The organism is Propioniciclava sp., from assembly GCF_047602245.1.
Classification (GTDB): Bacteria; Actinomycetota; Actinomycetes; order Propionibacteriales; family Propionibacteriaceae; genus Propioniciclava.
The window spans coordinates 1,932,733-1,951,072 of record NZ_JASGHT010000001.1; the positions used below are offsets into that span (position 1 = coordinate 1,932,733).

At 66.6% G+C, this 18,340-nt stretch carries 15 protein-coding genes; 12 read left to right on the plus strand and 3 right to left on the minus strand.

From position 1 onward, the window contains the following. Positions 1-8: 8 nt before the first annotated feature. The 4 genes from QM708_RS09200 to QM708_RS09215 all read left to right on the plus strand — a co-directional run bounded on the left by QM708_RS09200 (position 9) and on the right by QM708_RS09215 (position 4,031). Complete coding sequence (locus QM708_RS09200; protein ID WP_415107168.1) at positions 9-1,004, plus strand: S-layer homology domain-containing protein; 996 nt, start codon at positions 9-11, stop codon at positions 1,002-1,004. A gap of 26 nt (positions 1,005-1,030) precedes the next feature. Continuing rightward, entirely contained in the window at positions 1,031-2,776 is a 1,746-nt protein-coding gene (gene mptB / locus QM708_RS09205) for a polyprenol phosphomannose-dependent alpha 1,6 mannosyltransferase MptB (protein ID WP_415107170.1), read from the plus strand. Positions 2,777-2,881: 105 nt separating this feature from the next. Continuing rightward, a complete protein-coding gene (gene pheA / locus QM708_RS09210; protein ID WP_415107173.1) occupies positions 2,882-3,808 on the plus strand; it encodes a prephenate dehydratase in 927 nt (308 codons plus the stop codon). A gap of 46 nt (positions 3,809-3,854) precedes the next feature. Beyond that, entirely contained in the window at positions 3,855-4,031 is a 177-nt protein-coding gene (locus QM708_RS09215) for a hypothetical protein (protein WP_415107176.1), read from the plus strand. Positions 4,032-4,213: 182 nt separating this feature from the next. Here the strand turns inward: QM708_RS09215 and QM708_RS09220 are convergent, their stop codons facing one another. Next, complete coding sequence (locus tag QM708_RS09220; RefSeq protein WP_415107179.1) at positions 4,214-4,366, minus strand: type II toxin-antitoxin system VapC family toxin; 153 nt, start codon at positions 4,364-4,366, stop codon at positions 4,214-4,216. Here QM708_RS09220 and QM708_RS09225 point away from each other — a divergent pair. After that, positions 4,341-6,347: an S-layer homology domain-containing protein gene (locus QM708_RS09225; protein ID WP_415107182.1), complete on the plus strand. Its 2,007-nt coding sequence runs from the start codon at positions 4,341-4,343 to the stop codon at positions 6,345-6,347. The genes QM708_RS09220 and QM708_RS09225 overlap by 26 nt on opposite strands. Before the next feature lie 105 nt (positions 6,348-6,452). Here QM708_RS09225 and QM708_RS09230 read toward each other — a convergent pair whose 3' ends face one another. Beyond that, positions 6,453-8,000, minus strand: a complete 1,548-nt coding sequence (locus tag QM708_RS09230) for a diacylglycerol kinase family protein (RefSeq protein ID WP_415107185.1) — start codon at positions 7,998-8,000, stop codon at positions 6,453-6,455. Between the two features lie 62 nt (positions 8,001-8,062). Between QM708_RS09230 and serS the strand changes: the two genes are divergently transcribed. The 4 genes from serS (at position 8,063) to QM708_RS09250 (ending at position 12,714) form a co-directional block, all read left to right on the plus strand. Continuing rightward, the gene (gene serS / locus QM708_RS09235) at positions 8,063-9,337 is read left to right on the plus strand and encodes a serine--tRNA ligase (RefSeq protein WP_415107188.1); all 1,275 of its coding nucleotides are present in this window, start codon (positions 8,063-8,065) and stop codon (positions 9,335-9,337) included. A 74-nt stretch (positions 9,338-9,411) separates the two neighbouring features. Further along, positions 9,412-10,281 carry an aminoglycoside phosphotransferase family protein gene (locus QM708_RS09240; RefSeq protein WP_415107191.1) on the plus strand — a complete coding sequence of 290 codons (870 nt, stop codon included), beginning with the start codon at positions 9,412-9,414 and terminating at the stop codon, positions 10,279-10,281. Between the two features lie 329 nt (positions 10,282-10,610). Then, positions 10,611-11,633: a pentapeptide repeat-containing protein gene (locus tag QM708_RS09245; protein ID WP_415107194.1), complete on the plus strand. Its 1,023-nt coding sequence runs from the start codon at positions 10,611-10,613 to the stop codon at positions 11,631-11,633. A gap of 868 nt (positions 11,634-12,501) precedes the next feature. Beyond that, positions 12,502-12,714, plus strand: a complete 213-nt coding sequence (locus tag QM708_RS09250) for a hypothetical protein (protein WP_415107197.1) — start codon at positions 12,502-12,504, stop codon at positions 12,712-12,714. 522 nt (positions 12,715-13,236) lie between these two features. Here QM708_RS09250 and QM708_RS09255 read toward each other — a convergent pair. Continuing rightward, positions 13,237-14,241, minus strand: a complete 1,005-nt coding sequence (locus QM708_RS09255) for a magnesium transporter CorA family protein (RefSeq protein ID WP_415107200.1) — start codon at positions 14,239-14,241, stop codon at positions 13,237-13,239. 172 nt (positions 14,242-14,413) lie between these two features. Here QM708_RS09255 and QM708_RS09260 point away from each other — a divergent pair, with 172 nt between their 5' ends. From QM708_RS09260 to QM708_RS09270, 3 genes are all read left to right on the plus strand, one after another. Next, positions 14,414-14,746 (plus strand): type II toxin-antitoxin system HicB family antitoxin, encoded by a 333-nt coding sequence (locus QM708_RS09260; protein ID WP_415107203.1) that lies wholly within the window; start codon positions 14,414-14,416, stop codon positions 14,744-14,746. A gap of 288 nt (positions 14,747-15,034) precedes the next feature. After that, complete coding sequence (locus QM708_RS09265; protein WP_415107205.1) at positions 15,035-16,366, plus strand: DUF4921 family protein; 1,332 nt, start codon at positions 15,035-15,037, stop codon at positions 16,364-16,366. Positions 16,367-16,416: 50 nt separating this feature from the next. Next, on the plus strand, positions 16,417-16,914 hold the full coding sequence (locus tag QM708_RS09270) for a DUF1707 SHOCT-like domain-containing protein (RefSeq protein ID WP_415107208.1): 498 nt from the start codon (positions 16,417-16,419) through the stop codon (positions 16,912-16,914). The last annotated feature ends 1,426 nt before the right edge of the window (positions 16,915-18,340 follow it).

Consider the following 18,340-nt stretch of genomic DNA (forward strand, 5'->3'; position numbering starts at 1 on the left):
AGGAACCAATGAGGCGTTTAGCCTGCACTTTTGCTGTTGGGCTGGCCTGCGTAGGCCTGCTCGCCGGCTCCACTCTCGACGCTGTTGCTGCTCCGTCGACCCCCAAGATGGACGTCTCCCTGCAATGGGGATGCGTTGAGTCCGGCAACAACAAGCCCCCGGTCGCCGGCACCATGTGGACCTTCAAGAACACGTCCGACAAGACGCTCACCACCAAGGTCGCCGTCACCGACAACAACAAGAAGCCCACGTCGTGGGTCCAGATCCAGGTGGGACCGAACGCCACCGCGACCCACGTCACCGAGCATCGGGACAAGGCCGTGATCCGGGCTTGGAACTCCACCAACCCGGGCGAAGACTGGAACTCGATGATCGGCCTGCCCGACTGCAAGGGCGGCAACCCCTTCACCGACTCCGACTACTTCGGTGATCAGTTCGGCATGGAGGTCGAGTGGATGTTCCACTCGGGTACCTCGACCGGCTGGCGGGAGTCCGACGGCAGGCGCACCTACCGCGGAAAAGAACCGATGAACCGCGACGCGATGGCCGCCTTCCTCTACCGGCTCGCCGGATCGCCGTCCTTCACCGCACCGGCCAAGCCGTCCTTCACCGACGTGCCGACCTCCAGCCAGTTCTACAAGGAGATCGAGTGGCTGGCGTCCACCGGCATCTCCACCGGCTGGACCGGTGCCAACGGCACCAAGACCTTCCGGCCCTCCAGCGTGGTCAAGCGTGACGCGATGGCCGCCTTCCTCTACCGGTTCGCGGTCTTGAAGGGCATGCCGGCGTTCAACCCGCCTGCCGGCTACTTCTGGTTCGAGGACGTCCCCGAGGGAACCGAGCACTTCGCGCCGATGGCATGGATGGCCGAGAAGGGCATCTCCACCGGATGGAAGGTGGGCGCCGACGCGTGGGAGTTCCGCCCGTCGGAGTCAGTGACCCGTGAGGCCTTCGCTGCCTTCATCTTCCGCTACACCGGCGAGGCCACCCGCCCGGCGTCCTGAGCCGGGATCCCGGTCACTCCACGCCGATGCCGCCGCTCGTGTTCACACCGGGCGGCGGCATCGGCGTGACCGGGACCGGACGAGGTAGCCTGGGGGCCCTGCACTCGACCCCCGGGAGGCCTGTGGTGAACGCGATCGCCGACTGGCGACGCCGCCTCGACGCCCAGGCGTGGACGAAAGACGGACGCCTCGGGTTCCGCCTCATCGTGATCAGCTGTCTCGTCACGATCGTGGTCGCATTCCTCGGGCCGTCCACCGTCACCCTCAACGTGGGCCCCGCCAACGGCAGCCTGCTGCCGCCCTGGTACGTGCCCGTCGAATGGGGCCGCGCGATCGGCCTGCCGCTGTCGGAGTGGATCGTCGTCCCCGCACTGTGGATCGGCATCACCCTCGGTTCGGTCGGGCTCGTGCTGGCCTGGCGGGCGGTCACCGCCGGCTGGCGTCCGCGGATTCACCTGATGTTCGCCCTCGGCGTGGGCCTCAACCTGGCCACCGCCGCCGTGCCGCCGCTGACCAGCGCCGACGTGCTGATGTACGCCGCCTACGGACGCCTGCAGCGCCAAGGATTCGACCCCTACTCGATCACGCCGGCCGAGTTGTTCCGCGAGACCTTCGATCCCGTCTTGGTCTGGACCGAACGCCCCTGGCAGGACACGCCGAGCGTGTACGGGCCGATCGCGTCGGCGTCCCAATGGCTGGCGAACGTGCTCGGCGGCGAGTCGATGCACGACATCGTGTTCTGGCTGCAGGTGCTCGCGGTCGTCCCGTTCATCGTGATCTGCGCGGTGATGGTGAAGCTGGCGCACGGGGACTCCGCGCTGCAGACCCGGTCGGTGCTGTTCACCATCCTCAATCCGCTGCTGATCTGGGCGATCGTCGCCGGTGCGCACAACGAGGCGCTCACCCTGGTGTTCGCGATCGTCGGACTGTTCTTCATGCGCCGCAGCGCGTTCATCACCGGCATCTTCATCGGCCTGGCCGGCGCGGTGAAGGTGTCGCTGGTCTTCTACGGGCTCGCCATGGTGTGGGGCTACCGGCACGACTGGCGCAAGGTGATCGCGCTGGGCATCGGGGCGATCATCCCGCTCGCCATCCTGTACGGGGTGTTCGTCCCGCACGCGCTGTTCGCCGCCAGCCGCAACACCGGCTACATCTCCGGTGGCTCGTGGGCGCCCTGGATGTGGGGCGCGCTGGATTGGGTGCTGCCCGACTCGCTGGCACGCTCGATCACCGGCATGCTCGGCTGGGCGGGCCTGTTCGTGATCGGCTGGATGCTGTCGCGGGTGCTGCCGTGGCGTCCGGTGCCCGGGGCGACCCTGCCCGCCGAGCGCGACCCGCTCACCATCACCGTCCGCACCGCCGTCATCCTGTGCACCGCCTGGCTGGTCACCTCGCCCTACACGCTGAGCTGGTACGACCTGATCGCCTGGGCGCCGCTGGCGCTGCTGATGCCCACCCGGCTGGACTGGCTGTTCGTGCTGCGCGGCACGGCGCTGTCGGTGGCCTACGTCACCGGCCGGACGGTCGGCTTCTCCTCGGTGATGACCGACGTGGTCGCGTTCGCCATGCGCGACATCGTGTGCAGTGGCGTCCAATGGTTCGTGCTGATCGCCATCGTGCACTGGTTCTGGACCACCAACCGGGAATGGCCCACCCGCGCGTTCGTGGTGTCCGGCGCCCGGGAGTTGCTGTTCTCGGCGAACCGAACGTCCCCGGCGGGCAGCCCGGGTGGGCCGCTCGTGCGGCGGTGGCACCGTCCGTCGGCGGATTGAGGTGCGCGCCGGGGTCGCTCCCGGTCACGGCCTGCTCGCCTCGCCCACCACGCCCCGCGCGGCTGCGGGCACGGCGTCCGCTCCCGCGGCACTAGACTCGCCGGGGTGCACGGATACTTCGGCCCCGCGGGAACCTTCACCCACCAGGCCCTGATCAAGCTCACCGGCATCGCCGCCGACAGCGACGAGGCGACGCCTTTCGCGACCGTCTCCCGGGTGCTGGACGCCGTCCGCACCGGCGAGGTCGAGTCGGGACTGGTGCCGATCGAGAACTCGGTCGAGGGCGGGGTATCGGCGACGCTGGACTCGCTCGCCGCCGGGAAGCCGCTGATCATCGTCGCCGAGGTGCTGCTGCCGGTGTCGTTCGTGCTGGCCGTGCGCCCGGGCACCGAACTCGACCAGATCCACCGCATCCTCACCCACCCGCACGCGCACGCGCAGACCCGCGACTGGATCGACCAGACCCTGCCCTGGGCGACCGTGACCGAGGGCGGCTCGACCGCGGCCGCCGCGGCCGAGGTGTCCGATCCCGCCTCCAAGTTCGACGCGGCGATCTGCGCCGAGGTGGCCGCCGACCTGTACGGGCTGGAGATCGCCGCCTCCGACATTGCCGACAACCCCGACGCCGTCACCCGCTTCGTGCTGGTGCGGCGTCCCGGCAACATTCCCGCGCCGACCGGCGCCGACAAGACGACGCTCGTGGCGTACATGCACGCCGATCGGTCGGGTGCTCTGCTGGAGATCCTCGACCAGTTCGCTATGCGCGGGGTCAACCTGACCCGCATCGAAAGCCGTCCCACCAAGAAGGCGTTCGGCCAATACTGCTTCTCGATCGATGCCGAAGGTCACATCGGCGAGCCCCGCCTGCGCGGCACCCTTAAAGGCCTGCACCGGGTCTGCCGCAAGATCGTGTTCCTGGGTTCCTACCCGCGCGCCGACCAGGTGCGCCCCAAGATCGCCCGCGGTTTCACCGACGCCGACTACGAGTCCGCCGAGCGCTGGATGGACGACCTGATGGGCCGCCGGCGATGAGCGCGGCGGTGCTCGGGAGGGCGGCGGTGCTCGGGAGGCGAGTGCGATGAGCCGGGCGCTCACGGTGATGCTCGCGGTCGTGTTCGGGATCGTGCTCTACCTCAGTGCGCCGAAGGCGGCCTGGTTCAACCTCGACCTGGTGCTGAGCGCGGTGTCCGTCCTCGGGCTGGTGGCGGTCGGGGTGATCGCGTCGAGGCGCCGTCGCCAGGACCGCTCGGGCTGAGAAATGGTCGCTTTCAGAGGGGGTCGCACCCGCCTGAAGTGGTGTGGGCCAAGCAGTTGTCGTTATGCGGCCCTTGCAGGGCAGGGATAACGACAACTGCTTGGCCCGTGGCTGTCTTCGCGCCGATCACCCGTCTGAAAACGACCAGATCTTGGTCCTTACGCGAACCCGGGCCTTGGTTGCTATGCCTGGGGGACGTCGGTGGCCGCGAAGTCGTTGCCCTTGAACAGCAGCGGCTCACCTCGGCATGCGGCGAGATCGCTCGCGGCCTCGCGCCCTTGCCGAGCCTCCGCCACGATGAGCGCCTCGGTGAAGGTGGCGAAGGAATCCCTCAAGGAAGAAAGTGTGGCTCTTGACAGAGGGGCGTGCCGCTGTTGTACTCCCTCCACGCCACACCGGGCGCTCGTCGAGCCCCGTATTCGGGCGGAGCCTGTCTCGCAGGCAGCGGGACACGAGGAACGGGGGCCACCTGTGAACGCTCGCTCATTACGCCGAAGCCTGGGTATGGGGATCGCCATCGTCACCATGGTGGCTGCTGCTCTGGTCTGGCCGGGCAGCGCCGCGGTGGCGGCCACGATCAGTGAGATCGAACCCAACAATCAGCTGACCACCGCCACGGCGCTGCCGCTGGGCACGACCGTCAACGGGGCGAGCCAGGAGGGTGACCCCGATACGGGTTCCAAGGCCTTCGATTTTGACCATTACGCGATCGATCTTCCGGCGGCAGCACGGGTCACCTACGACCTGCGGTTCCCCGCGGTGAGCGGGACAGCGTACGAAGTATGGGTGCTGGACGCGTCCGGCACGCCGGTCTACTCGTGGATGCTCACCGGGGAGCATGCGAGCGGGGCGATGCTGCGCGAGCAGGTGACCTTCATGCCCGCGGGCCGGCACTACGTCCGTGTCTACGGTGGCAGCAATTGGCCGACGTGGAGCAAGCCATACACGCTGACGGTGACGGCCACCCCGGGCGTCGTGGAAACCGAGTTCAACGACGAGATCAGGACCGCTGACCTGCTGCCGATCGGGGCGACGCTCAAAGGCGCGATCCTGGGACCCCGGAACATGGCCGGAGATACCGACTATTACGCCCTCGACATTCCGGCAGCGTCACGGGTCACCTTCGATCTGCGGTTCCCGGCGGTCAGTGGCCGCGTTTATGACGTGAGCGTGCTGGATGCCTCCGGTGCGCTGATCTACGACTGGGACCTGACCGGGGAGCACGCCAACGGGGCGATGCTGCGCGACCAGGTGGCGTTCCTGCCCGCGGGGCGTCACTACGTCAAGATCGTTGGCCTGAAGACGAGTCCGATCTGGAGCAAGCAGTACACGTTGACGGTGACGGCAGCTCCGGGGGCGGTGGAGACCGAACTCAACGACACCGTGCAAACCGCCGATCCGTTGGCGCTGGGCGTCACGATCAGGGGAGCGATCCTCAAGGGTTGGTCGCTGCCCTATGACCCCGATTACTACGCGGTCGATCTTCCGGTCGCGTCGCGGGTCGCGTTTGATCTGCGCTTCCCCGCCATCAGCGGACGGTCGTACGACCTCAAGGTTCTGAACGCGGCCGGCTCGCAGGTCGCGGCTTGGTACCTGTCGGGGGAGCACGCCGATGGGGCGCTGCTGCGTGGCCAGGCACCTTTCCTGGCCGCGGGGCGCTACTACGTTCAGGTGGCCGGATGGAACAGTTGGGCGACCTGGAACAAGCAGTACACGCTGACGGTGAGCACCGAGGTCATGTCGTTCGTGGATGTGCCGAAGGGTTCTCAGTTCTACGACGAGATCACCTGGTTGGCCGGCAAGGGGATCTCGACCGGATGGGTGCGTCCCGATGGGACCCGCGAGTATCGCCCGCTGGCCCCGGTCGATCGTGATGCGATGGCGGCGTTCTTGTACCGTGCGGCGGGATCCCCGGCCTATACGCCCCCGGCATCGTCGCCGTTCGTGGACGTGCCGACGAACTACCTGTTCTACAAGGAGATCGCCTGGCTGGCATCGCGGGGCATTTCGACCGGGTGGGATATCGGTGGAGGTAAGAGGGAGTATCGCCCGTGGTCATCGGTGAACCGCGATGCGATGGCGGCGTTCTTGTACCGTGCCGCGGGTTCGCCGGCGTATACGCCGCCGGCATCGCCGCCGTTCGTGGATGTGCCGAAGAACTCCGCGTTCTACAAGGAGATCGCCTGGCTGGCCTCGAAGGGCATTTCCACGGGATGGGATGTCGGTGGAGGCAAGCGGGAGTATCGCCCGGTCACCCCGGTCAAGCGCGATGCGATGGCGGCCTTCCTCTTCCGCTATGACCAGCTCCCGAAGTAGCGGCTGACTCGGCCCCGGGTGGGGGTCTCCCGCGCGGGGACCCCCACCTACGCGGCCCGTTCCGCACCGCTCATACCTGCGGGCCTCCCGCGCGACGATCCCGCGCTACGGCACCATCAGCACAACGGCCTGGGGGAGGACCGTGGCCTCGATGCGGCGGCATTCGCCGAGGGCGTCCCCGTCGATCTGGTAGGCGACCGGCTCGGACGCCTCGATGACGATGTGCTTGCTCTGGGCGCGCTCCAGGCCGGGATGGTCCTCGGAATGGGTGAGGATGCGGGTGGTGATCGCGCCCCATTCGAGGACGCTCGACGGTGAGGCGACCAGCAGATCGAGGACGCCGTCGTCCGGCTGGGCGTCGGGGGCGATGGTGACCTGGCCTTGCAGCGCGCCCACGTTGGCGACCAGGGCGAGCGCGGGCGTCCGTTTCACCGGGGTGTCACCGTCGAGGGTGAGGGTGATGTCGAACGGCGGCGTGTTCAGGGTCTGCAGGGCGGCCATTACGTACGCGGCCGGGCCGACCACCTTCTTGAGGTCGGCGTTGGTCTCGCTCATGATCCGGGCATCGAAGCCCATACCGGCCATGACAAGGGAATAGTCCTCGTCGCCGTCGTCGGCGCGCACCTCGATGATGTCGATCGGGCGCTGCGATCCGGCGAAGGCCACCTCGAGGGCGGCGGCGAAGTCGAGCGGAATGTTGAGGTTGCGGGCCAGCAGGTTGCCGGTGCCGGCCGGCACGATCGCGACCGGGATGCCGGTCTCGGCCATCTCGGCGCACAGGGTGCGCACGGTGCCGTCCCCGCCGGCGACCAGCACCAGATCCGGACGCCGCCGCCGCGCCCGCCGCGACGCCGAAGCGCCCGCATCGTCGGGATCGGTCTCGATCCAGATCGGCGCCTCCCAATGATGTTCGGCGCATTCACCCTCGACCTGGCTGCGGAAGGTCGCGATGTCGGGAATCTTGGTCGGGTTGTAGACCACGACCGCGCGCCGTTCGCGCCGGACGGCCTTGCCGAACGGCGTGCTGAGACGCACGACGGTGACCCCCGCCGTAGCCAGACAGGTGACCGCGACGGTCGCGCCCAGCAGCATGCCCCCGACCAGGTCGGTCGGCCAATGGGCGCGCAGCAGCCACCGGTTGAGCGCGACGATCGCCCCCACCACCATCAGCAGCGCCGAGGCGGCGAGCAGGAACGCCCGGCGCCGCCGGGTCACCACGATGGCCGCGACCCCCATGATCGCCGCGACGGTGATGGCGGACATATGGCTGCTCGGGTAGGCCCAGCCGCCGGCGGTGATCAGCGGCAGCACCTCGGGCGGACGCGGGCGGGCGATCACGTGCTTGACCAGCTGGGTGAGTCCCCACGTGAGCGGGATGCTGGCCAGGATCGCCCAGGCGAGGCGTTGCAGGCGCCGCCGCCAGGCCCAGACGGCCAGTCCCGCGATCAGGGTGTAGACGACGACGGGCGAGGCGATGATGGCGACCGCCGCCAAGATCTGGCCCGCCGGGCTTTCGGCGGTGGGTCCGGTGGAGAGTGACGAGGCGTCCCAGGGGGTGAGCAGGTCGGTGCTGAGCACGATCCACGTCCAGCCGGTCAGGGCGGCCAGCAGCGCCAGCGCGATCAGATGCGCTCGGTGCGGACGAAGCTGCATGGCGACAGTGTGGCACCGGGAGGCGTCCGGGTGTCATGCCTGGCGGCGATAGACTTCCAACCGTGATCGACCCGAAGATTCTGCGCACCGACCCGGACGCCGTCCGCCGCAGCCAGGTGGCCCGCGGCGAGCCCGTCGAACTCGTCGACCAGCTGATCGCCGCCGATGAGGCGCGACGCTCGCTGATCGCCTCCTCCGAGGCCGCCCGGGCCGAGCAGAAGTCGCTGTCGAAGCAGATCCCGAAGGCGTCCGCCGACGAGCGCGCGGCGCTGCTGGCCCGCACCAAGGAGCTCGCGGCGTCCGTCAAGCAGGAGACCGCCGAGGCTGCCGAGGCGAAAGAGCTATTCGACACGTTGCTGCGCCAGCTGCCGAACATCACCATCGACGGGGTGCCCGAAGGCGGCGAAGAGGACTTCGTCGTGCTCGAGCACGTCGGGACGCCGCGCGACTTCGCCGCCGAAGGCTTCGAGCCGCGCGACCACCTGGAGATCGGCGAGATCCTGGGCGCGATCGACATGGAGCGCGGCGCGAAGGTGTCGGGTTCGCGGTTCTACTTCCTGACCGGCGTCGGCGCGCTGCTGGAGCTCGCGCTCGTGCAGCACGCGATGACGATGGCCACCAAGTGGGGCTTCACGCCGATCCTGCCGCCCGCGCTGGTGAAGCCGTCGGCGATGGAGGGCACCGGATTCCTGGGCCAGGCCGCCGAGAACGTGTACCGGCTGGAGGCCGACGACCTGTACCTGGTCGGCACCGCCGAGGTGCCACTGGCGGCCTACCATTCCAGCGAGATCCTGCCCGCGGAAACCCTGCCGCGCCTGTACGCCGGCTACTCGCCCTGCTTCCGCCGCGAGGCCGGCACCTACGGCAAGGACACCCGCGGCATCTTCCGGGTGCACTGGTTCGACAAGGTCGAGATGTTCGCCTACTGCGCGCCCGAGGACGCCGAGGCGCTGCATGGGCGTCTGCTCGGGTACGAGAAGGAGTTCTTGGGTTCGCTGGAGATCCCGTTCCGGGTGATCGACGTCGCCGCCGGCGATCTCGGTCTGTCGGCGGCGCGCAAGTACGACTGCGAAGGCTGGATCCCTAGCCAGGGCAAGTACCGCGAGATCACCTCGACCTCGAACTGCACCGAGTTCCAGGCCCGCCGCCTCGACATCCGCATGCGCGACGCCGACGGCACCCGCCCACTGGCCACCCTGAACGGCACCCTGTGCGCGATGACCCGCACCATCATCCTGATCCTGGAGAACCATCAGCTCCCCGACGGTTCCGTGCGCGTCCCCGAGGCGCTGCGGCCCTACCTGGGCGGACGCGAGGTGCTCGCGCCGAACGCCTGAGTGGCGTCGTGGCTGACGTCGCGAGCGGTTTGATTCCCGCTGGGTTCACTGAGCGGGTTGTTGGTTGGCCGGCGATGGAGGCGTGGCTGGAGGGGTTGCCGCGCCTGATCGCGGACACCTTCCGGCGCTGGCATGTGACGCTCGACGGCGACCCGATGACCGGATACACCGCGCTCGTGTTGCCGGTGCGGGACGCCGACGGCGTCCGGCGGGCGTGCAAGTTCTCGTTCGTCGAGGGAGATAACGCCGGAGAGATCGCGACGCTGCAGCGGTGGCGCGGACGCGGTGCGGTCGAGTTGCTGCGGGCTGACCCGCGTCGCGGCGTCCTGCTGCTGGAGTGGTTGGGCGCCTCGTTGCACGGGCGGTGGGACGCCGAGGAGGCGGCGCGTTCGATCGCGGCGCTCTACCCCTTGTTGCACCGGCGCGCGGCCCCGCAGTTGCCCGACGGTCACGCGTTCGTGCGCGCGTGGCTTGATGATCTCGCCGCGCTCGGACGCCGCGCACCCGCCCCGCCGCAGTTCGTCGACTGGGCCCTGCGCGCCGGACGGGCGTTGGCCGCCGAGCCGGGAACCCATGTCGTCCACGGCGATCTGCACTACCTCAACGTCCTCGAACGAGACGGCGAGCCGGTCGCGATCGACCCCAAGGGCTTCAACGCCGACCCCTGCTACGAACCCGCCCCGCTGCTATGGAACCGCTGGGACGACCTGGTGGCCTCCGGCGACGTCGGAGGAGCGATCCGCGACCGGTTCTACGCCATCGTGGACACCGCCGGACTCGACGAGCGCCGAGCCCGCGATTGGGTGGTGGTGCGCTGCATGATCAACGTCGCCTGGCAGGCCGCCCCGGACGCCGTCGCCGGCGGAGGCCTGCGCGACCCCCGCGAATGGCTCACCCGCAACGTCACCATCGCCAAGGCGATGCAGGGCATCGAGACGTCGTGATGGTGTTTCGCCCGCGCGCCGTTTAGGCCAGCGGGCATTCGTCAACCATGATTATTCTCATGGCAGAGATCAGCCGGTATTTGAGGAAGCCGCGGAGTCGGTCGACGAGTCGGTCGCGACGACGTCCGTTAAGGGACCTCTCCATCGGGGCTGCGACGGGTCTTAGCCTTCTCGTGTTTGTGGTGGCGGCCTTTGGTGCGCTATACCTCCTCGGGAGGCCGTGGGTGTACGGCTGGAACTACCTTGGTGATGGGTATCTGTCCTGGGGGGACCGCCTGCTATACGCAGGCGGTGTGGTCACGCTTAGCGGTGCCGTAGTGGCGTTAGTGGTGAACTACCGTAAGCAACTCGACGCCGAGAGTAGTCGTTTCGCCCGAGACTTTGCTGCAGCCGCCAGCCAACTTGGCGACGCTGCGCCCGCGGTCCGTGTTGCTGGTGTCTACGCGATCGCTGCGCTAGCAGATCAGTATCGCGCCCAACGTCAGCAGTGTATTGATCTCCTTTGCGGTTATCTCAGGTTGCCCTACAGTGCAGAAGTAGGCGCGGGACACGTGACCGAGCGCACCATCGAAACATCCTGCACGGAAGATGGCTCAAAGTCTATCGACAGGCGCGTTTACCGCGTCGATGACAGGGAAGTCCGCCTGACGGTCATCCGCTTGATTAGGGATCGCTTACGACCCGAAGCGGTTGTCAGCTGGCAGGGGCTTAATCTCGATTTCTCTGGCGCCACCTTCGACGGAGGTGATTTCAGTGATGTGGTGTTTTCGGGTGGTGTAGTCTCTTTTGGGGATGCCATCTTTTCGGGTGTGGGAGTCTCCTTTGAGGGCGCGGAATTTTCGGGTGGCCAGGTGTCATTTCGGGGTGCCAAGTTTGGTCATGGTGAAGTAAAGTTTGATGGTGTTAGGTTCTGTGGTTCACAGGTTGAGTTTTCAAAGGCCGAGTTCTCGGCTGGCGTGGTGAGCTTCATGCTTGCTGTATTCGCGGATGGCTCTGTCTCCTTTGTCGGTGCAAAGTTCTGTGGCGGCGAGGTGAATTTTGCCGCCAACTTCTCCGGAGGTGAAGTGTCCTTTGGTGGGGGAGTTGCTCCTCGTGGTGCTGAGTTCTCCGGTGGCTCCGTGAGCTTCATGCTTTCCGAGTTCTCTGGTGGCTCCGTTTTTTTCAAAAGGGTGGTATTTTCTGGCGGTCGGGTATCGTTCGATGATGCCGTATTTTCTGGTGGGGAATTGAGCTTCTCGGGGGTGCGGCTCTCTGGAGGGTTGGTGACGTTCGGCGATGTTGATCTTTCGGGAAGTCGCATAGACTTTGGTGGTGCCGTTTTGCGTGGCGGACGGCTGGAGTTCGGTGGGTAATCATCGGGCCCGAGTTTCACATGACTATATACACAGCGGGGGTCGCCAGTCGGCGCATATTCAGGTTTGATATGGGCGCGATTGCCGATTTTCTTGCTGAAACTTAGGCTTTCCTGGTCGACCTGAAGACCTCTCTATGGTTCGGCTATAAGGGAAGCGGCGGTGGGCGAACGGCGGCGCTTGTAACCTCGGTATCATAGATGTGTGCTGGGCCTTCCCTTCTGGGGTGTGCCCGTGCGTTCATCATGTGTTGGATCAATGTCTGCGGAACTCTGCCGCTCGCTAGATGGGCCTGTGTCGTGCAGGGGGAGATCTCATCGCCCGCACCCCGTCGGGTCAAGAGGATGAGGGGAATGTTGGACCAGCCCCCACGGCCAGAAGGCTGTGGGGGCTGGTGTTGACAGCAGACACACTAGGGTGACTTCCGCTTGATTCTCTGGGGGGTATGGGCTGCGGGCGCCGCGCCTCCAAGTTGGCCTGAATGGCCAACGACTTCCCGTTGACTCAATCCCATAGTATTCACGGTGAGCTTCACAGACCTTCTCGTTAATGATACCTTCAACTTCACACCTGGCCCATCTAATGCCTTCTCGGCAAGCGCCAAGATACGCCAGAAGAATGCAAAGAGAATTACGGTAACCACGATCGGGAGGAGACCCGCGATCCATGGATCCAGGGTCTCCAATTTTCTGTCCTACCTACCGCTACCGTAGCGTTGTCTCATATGGCCTCCTGAAGGGGCTATACATGTCCTCCTCCCGGAAACCCGGGATTGCCCCAGAGTATGACACAGCTAGGCAGTGGCCTGCCAGAATGCGCCGCCATCCAGCCCCGCGGGTGCGCATAGCACCTTGGCGTAAGCCTCCGCTTGCATCGCTTCGAACATCGCGCCAGCGTCGACGATGATCCGGGATGGGGTCTGGCGCCGCGCCTCAGGGATCAGGTCGGCGACGGTGAACTCGCCTATCCGGCTTCCGCCTGCGAGGCCACCATGTTGCCGGTGTCCCGGCTGCAGGTGGGTGAGCAGTTCGTGCTCCGTCCGAAGCACTTGTTGAGCGGAACCGATGTGCTCAGCGCCTGAAGCAACGTCGTCTCGCCCGCGCCCTGGTCACCGGCGATGAGGATCCACGTGTGGTGCAGCACTGCCGCGTGCAGCGGCCGCCGACCTCATTGGGCATCATGCCATGATCGACCAACTCGGGCAGCCCGACCTCGGTCAGGATGTGGTACCGCATCGCGATGAGGGCCGGAATTACGGCCCGAAACCGATCGCATGAAGCCGGTGGCGGTCACCGAACGCCAACGTCATCGTTGGGTTGCACATCATCGGGCGGGCAGCCAGGGCCACACTTCGCTACTCCGGCTGATCGTGTCGCATGAGTAGGCCGTCGAGGGCGATGGCGATGCCCGGATCGGGGTAAGACGTACTGCTCAATCTGAGCGCGACCAGAAAAACATCAGTCGGACTGGTGTTTTTGACGCTCGGCGGAGATTGAGCAGTACGTTTTGCCTCGCGCGCGGCCGCAACGACCCCGCCCTTCGCGCGTGTCCATGGCCCGGTCTTTCGGATTCGAGCATGCGAGCCCAGAGTGAGGGCGTCCGCTTACACCCAATCGCGGGCGCGGAACAGCAGATACAGGATCGTGCTGCCCACCACGATCAGGGCGACGGACGCCCAGAGCCCCGCGGGTTGGTCGTAGCCGGGGAAGGGGAGGTTCTGGCCGAACCATCCTGTGATCGCGGTCGGCACCGCAATGATCGCGGCCCAGCCGGCGAGTTTCTTCATGATCGTGTTGAGGCGGGCGTCCTGCAGCGACAGGTTGGTCTCGAACGCGGACGTGACCAGGTCGCGCAGCGATTCGGTCCATTCGGAGGCGCGCAGGATGTGGTCGTAGAGATCGTCGAACCACGGCCGCAGTTCGGCGACATCGGTGACCGAATGCCGGAGCAGGCCGTTCATCACCTCGCGCATTGGCAGGACGATCCGGCGCAGCGCGACCAGGTCTTTGCGCAGCGTGTAGATCGACCGGACGAACGCGTTGCCCGCCGGGCGGGCGGCGAACAGGGCGTCGTCGATCTGCTCCAGCCGGTCATCGACGGCTTGGATGGCGTCGAAATGGCTGTCGACCACGGCGTCCAACAGGCCGTGCACCAACGTCGGTGCGCCGTGGGCGAGCAGCGACGGCTCGTCGTCCCAGCGGTGCGCGACGGCGTCCAGATCGAAACGGTCATCAAGCCGGATCGTGACCAGCGCGTGGGGCAGCACCCACCCCGAGATGCGGGACGCCGCCGGCACCACCCGGTCGGTGGCCGGGGTACTGCCGAGGGCGGATGCGTCGGCCGACAAGGCATAGACGGTGAAGAACAGGTGCGACTCGTGCCGGATCGTCTTCGCCCGCTCGTGCGGGGCGAGGGCGTCCTCGACGGCGGTCCGCGGCAGGCCCAACTCGTCGGCGATCGAGGCGAGCCCCTCCGCCGAAGGAGCGACCAGGTCGACCCAGACCAGCATGTCGGGGTCATGGATCGCGGCCGCGAAGTCGTCGCGCCCGATCGGTTCGTCCGTCGGTCGGCCGGCACGCCACGTCCGGACGGTCACGTTCTTGGGCATGCCCCCATCGTCGCGCTCCGCGCGATCCGCGTCACGCGTCCGGGCCGAACGGGTTGGGTGTCTGTCACCACCCGAGTGTGGACCTCTGCTGATAGCGAGCTCCTCGGTAGTGGTATCACTATCGATACTGTCTGTGTGGCATGGCGATCGAGAAACTGGAAGGAGAGCGATCATGACCGTGAATGGCGACCATTACACCTACCGCGTGCGTTGGTCGGCGGAGGATGAGGCGTATATCGCCACCGTGGCAGAGATGCCGTCGCTCTCGTGGGCAGCGGACGCACACGCTGAAGCGCTCACGGGTCTTCGTTCGCTGGTCGATGAGGTGCTCGATGACATGGTCTCCAACGGCGAGGCGCCTCCCGAGGCGATTGCCGACCGCACCTACAGCGGCAAGTTCATGGTGCGCCAGACTCCCGAAGCGCATCGCCAACTCGCGATCGATGCGGCCGAGCAACAGGTTTCCCTCAACCGGCTGGTCGCCAGCCGTCTTATCGGAGCGTAGGTGATCCCTGCCTGTGTCGCGCCCCGGCAAGGTGGCGGGGCGCCTTTGGTGAGCGGACGCCCAGCGCTAGCTTTTTGTCGGTGTTCACGCCAACAGCCCGCACTGGGGGTGGCTACCTCGAGAAGGCTGGCCTGACTCCAAAGTGGTGAACGTGGCCGAGGGTGAGGCCATCCAGCGTTGTCCGATGCTGTCGCGGGCGGCGATGTAACTCAGGTGACGGCGCAACCCGGACGGTGCCAGTTTGGCGGTTGCGTTGTGGTGCGGCGCGGACAGGGGCAGGCTGGGGGCATGGACTACAGCCGGGAGCCCGAGTATCTGATCCAGCTCGCCGATGGCACTCTCAAGCAGCTGAACCCGTTCACGGGGACGGAGGTGTGGACGGTGCCCGGGCGGGCCAACCGTCCGCTGGGGATGGTGTTTCCCACATCGAGCCCGCTCGACCCTGAAGAGGAGGCGTCCTATTGCGCCTTCTGCGAGCGGCGTTATCAGGAGACGCCGCCGGAGAAGTCCCGGGTGATTCGCAGCATGAAGGGCTACGAGACGCTGTACCGGACGCCCGCCGAAGACCTGTTCGCCACCACTGCCGAGTTCCGCCGCGTCCCGAATCTGTTCGAGATCCTCAGCTACGAGTATTGGAATCTCAACTACGGCTACACCCTCCCCCCGCGGGTCGCGGCGCGCCGCAAGGCTTATCTGGAATCCGAAGCCGGACGCGCGCACGTGCTCGGCGTGATCGGCTCCAAGCTGCGCGCCGCGGGCAAAACGGACGCCGAGATCGCCGCCATGCCGGTCGAGGACCGGATTGCCGCGGCGTCCGGTTTCTTCGGTGGCGGGCATGACGTGATCATCGCCCGCCGGCACTATGTGAAGGGCGCCACCCACGACCATCAGTTGGCCGGCGCGGGCACCCTCACTCCCGAGGAGCATTTGCAGTTCGTCACCTACACCATCGAGTCGGTGAAGGCGCTCTACGACCTCAACCGGTATGCCCGTTATGTGACCGTCTTCCAGAATTGGCTCAAGCCGGCGGGGGCGTCCTTCGATCATCTGCACAAGCAACTCGTGGCGATCGATGAGCGCGGCGTCCAGCATGAGGCGACGCTCGCGAAACTGCGCCGCAACCCCAACCTGTTCAACGAGGCGGCGTCCAACTATGCCTCGTACAAGAATCTCGTCATCGCCGAGAACGAGCACGCGCTGGCCTTCGCCGGGTTCGGGCATCGGTTCCCCACCATCGAGATTTACAGCAAGTCTGAGCACAGCGACCCCTGGGAGCTCAGCCTCGCCGAAGTGCGCGGCATGAGCGACATGATTCATGCCATGCACGCGGCCACCGGCGTGGACGTTCCCTGCAACGAGGAATGGCACTACCGCCCCATCGATGTCGACCTGTCGATGCCGTGGCGGGTGATGCTGAAATGGCGGGTGTCGACGCTGGCCGGCTTCGAGGGTGCCACCAAGATCTACCTCAACACGATCACCCCCGAGATGGTCCGCGACCGGGTCGTCGACCGGCTGTTCGGGCTGCGCACCGAGCGCAAGGTCGCCTCATCGCTGCGGATCGCGTTCGAGGCGCCGTGCCGTCCCAATTCGCTGCGCTATTCCGAACGGACGCGGTGAGGCGTCCGGTGGCGGCCGGTTAGGATCGCAAGCACCGACGAAAGGCGTCCATGTCCTCCTCCGAGCTTCCCGACGTTCCGGCCAAACCGCTGTGGGCGCGCTTCAGCGCGGATCCGCGCACCCAAGGCTCGGTTCGCGCCTCGGACGCCGACCGCGACCTTGCCGCCGACGTGGTCAACACCGCCTTTCAAGAGGGACGCCTCGACTCGATCGAGCATTCCGAGCGGCTCGGGGCGGTGCTGCAGGCCAAGACGCTCGGCCAGTTGGTGCCGCTGCTGTCGGATGTGACCATCTCCGACCGGCCGCGGCGTCCAGTCACCCCGGTCGAGAAGAGGCGCAGCGTGGCGCTCCGGTCCTGGTTGTCGGGTGCGGTGGTGGTCAACCTGATCTGGGTCGCCACCTGGCTGGCGTCCGGGTCCGCGCCGTACTATTACTGGCCGATCTGGCCCATGCTCGGCACGGCGATCCCGCTGATCATCGCGTTCCTGGTTCCCGATCGCGAGGGTGACAAGCGCGAGCGCGGCGATCAGCGTGAGTTGGGTCACTGACGCGGCAGGGTGACTCCGGTTCACCGGGTAGCGGGACGTCGCCGAGGTGCTTGATGCCCTTCTCGTCGGTCGGCGCCACCTTGGAACGCTTGGCCGCACAAGCAGGCTGAACGCCCGTCCATACCCCCTTGGGTAGGGGAGTTGATACTGAAGAGGTCTCGCGAAGAAAACTCTGTCAGGTCGCGTCATCATCTGGGGTGGGGTGGGTCTTTGTGAGTGAGCGGCCTTCGGGGGAGGTGCCGCTCGTGAGGGAAACACAGGGCATTCATGCCGTGGGCGACGCACTTGGGGGAGGGCGTCGCGCGGCGTGGGTAGTGCTGAGTGCGACGTAACTGGGGGGTGATGTCGCACCGCATGAGGTGTGTTGAGTGCGAGGCAGCCGGGGGGATGCTGGCGCACCGCATGCCGGAGGTGTTCTGTGTTTTCGTCGGGGGAGAGATGCCTGGCCGGGCCTCGGGACCGTGAGCGGTTCCGAGGTCTACGGCCGGAGCGTCGCCCAGGCTTACGAGAACTTACGACGGCTTCCACAGCTTGGTCATCGCGAATCGGATCAGCTTCTGTGCGAGGTGGCGCGGGTGGTGAATCGGCGTCCGGCGCGGATCAGAGATGTGGCGGCGCGTGAGGACATCGCGGATCGCGGTGTGCCTTCCGGTGTGTTCAGCGGTAGTGATTGGGTGCGACGTAGGCGTCCGGCGCAAGGATCTGCCACTCGGCGGGCCCTGGGTCCCCTGCAGCCAGCGTTGAGTGGTTGATTTTCGCGAGCGTGGCGCCGTGTGTCCGTTGGGCGTGAGTTGTTTGTAGCGCTCGACGGTGTCCAAGCCTCTTCTGTATGCGTTGAGCGCTACAAACAACTCAGATGCCGGAGCGCATGCACCCCGATGGCGGGCCGGTCGCGCGATGCGCGGCGTCCGGGCGACTCAGCCGTGTGATGGAGCGTGCGCTCCGTGCTTGAGCCTAGGAAGTTGTGCTCGAGCGGGTGTTGCAGCATGCGCTCGACAGAGTGAGCAGCGCTCCGCGACGGAGCGTACGCTCCGTCCGGGCGCCGGGCGCGGGGCGCAAGGACGTCAGTGGGTGAAGCTCTCAACGCGGACGCCGGCATGCGCGGGACGGCGCTCGGGCTCGCCGATGGAGCCCGGATCGGGAAGTCGATACCCCTGGGGGTTAGCGAGTGAACACTGAAGAGGCTCCGTGAAGAAATCTTTGTCAGGTCGCGTCATCATCTCCGGTGGGGTGGGTCTTTGTGAGTGAGCGGCCTTCGGGGGAGGTGCCGTTCGTGAGGGAAACACAAGGGCATTCATGCCGTGAGCGACGCGCTTGGGGGAGGGCGTCGCGCGGCGTGGGTAGTGCTGAGTGCGACGAGCTGGGGGGTGATGTCGCACCGCATGAGGTGTGTTGAGTGCGAGGCAGCCGGGGGGATGCTGGCGCA

What these genes read in the sequence shown, in the direction of transcription:
- QM708_RS09200 (WP_415107168.1), top strand. Translation starts at nt 9, where the DNA reads ATGAGGCGTTTAGCCTGCACTTTTGCTGTTGGGCTGGCCTGCGTAGGC.
- QM708_RS09260 (WP_415107203.1), top strand. Translation starts at nt 14,414, where the DNA reads ATGACCGTGAATGGCGACCATTACACCTACCGCGTGCGTTGGTCGGCG.
- QM708_RS09230 (WP_415107185.1), bottom strand. Translation starts at nt 8,000, where the DNA reads ATGCAGCTTCGTCCGCACCGAGCGCATCTGATCGCGCTGGCGCTGCTG.
- mptB (WP_415107170.1), top strand. Translation starts at nt 1,031, where the DNA reads ATGCCGCCGCTCGTGTTCACACCGGGCGGCGGCATCGGCGTGACCGGG.
- QM708_RS09255 (WP_415107200.1), bottom strand. Translation starts at nt 14,241, where the DNA reads ATGCCCAAGAACGTGACCGTCCGGACGTGGCGTGCCGGCCGACCGACG.
- QM708_RS09240 (WP_415107191.1), top strand. Translation starts at nt 9,412, where the DNA reads ATGGAGGCGTGGCTGGAGGGGTTGCCGCGCCTGATCGCGGACACCTTC.
- QM708_RS09215 (WP_415107176.1), top strand. Translation starts at nt 3,855, where the DNA reads ATGAGCCGGGCGCTCACGGTGATGCTCGCGGTCGTGTTCGGGATCGTG.
- QM708_RS09270 (WP_415107208.1), top strand. Translation starts at nt 16,417, where the DNA reads ATGTCCTCCTCCGAGCTTCCCGACGTTCCGGCCAAACCGCTGTGGGCG.
- QM708_RS09265 (WP_415107205.1), top strand. Translation starts at nt 15,035, where the DNA reads ATGGACTACAGCCGGGAGCCCGAGTATCTGATCCAGCTCGCCGATGGC.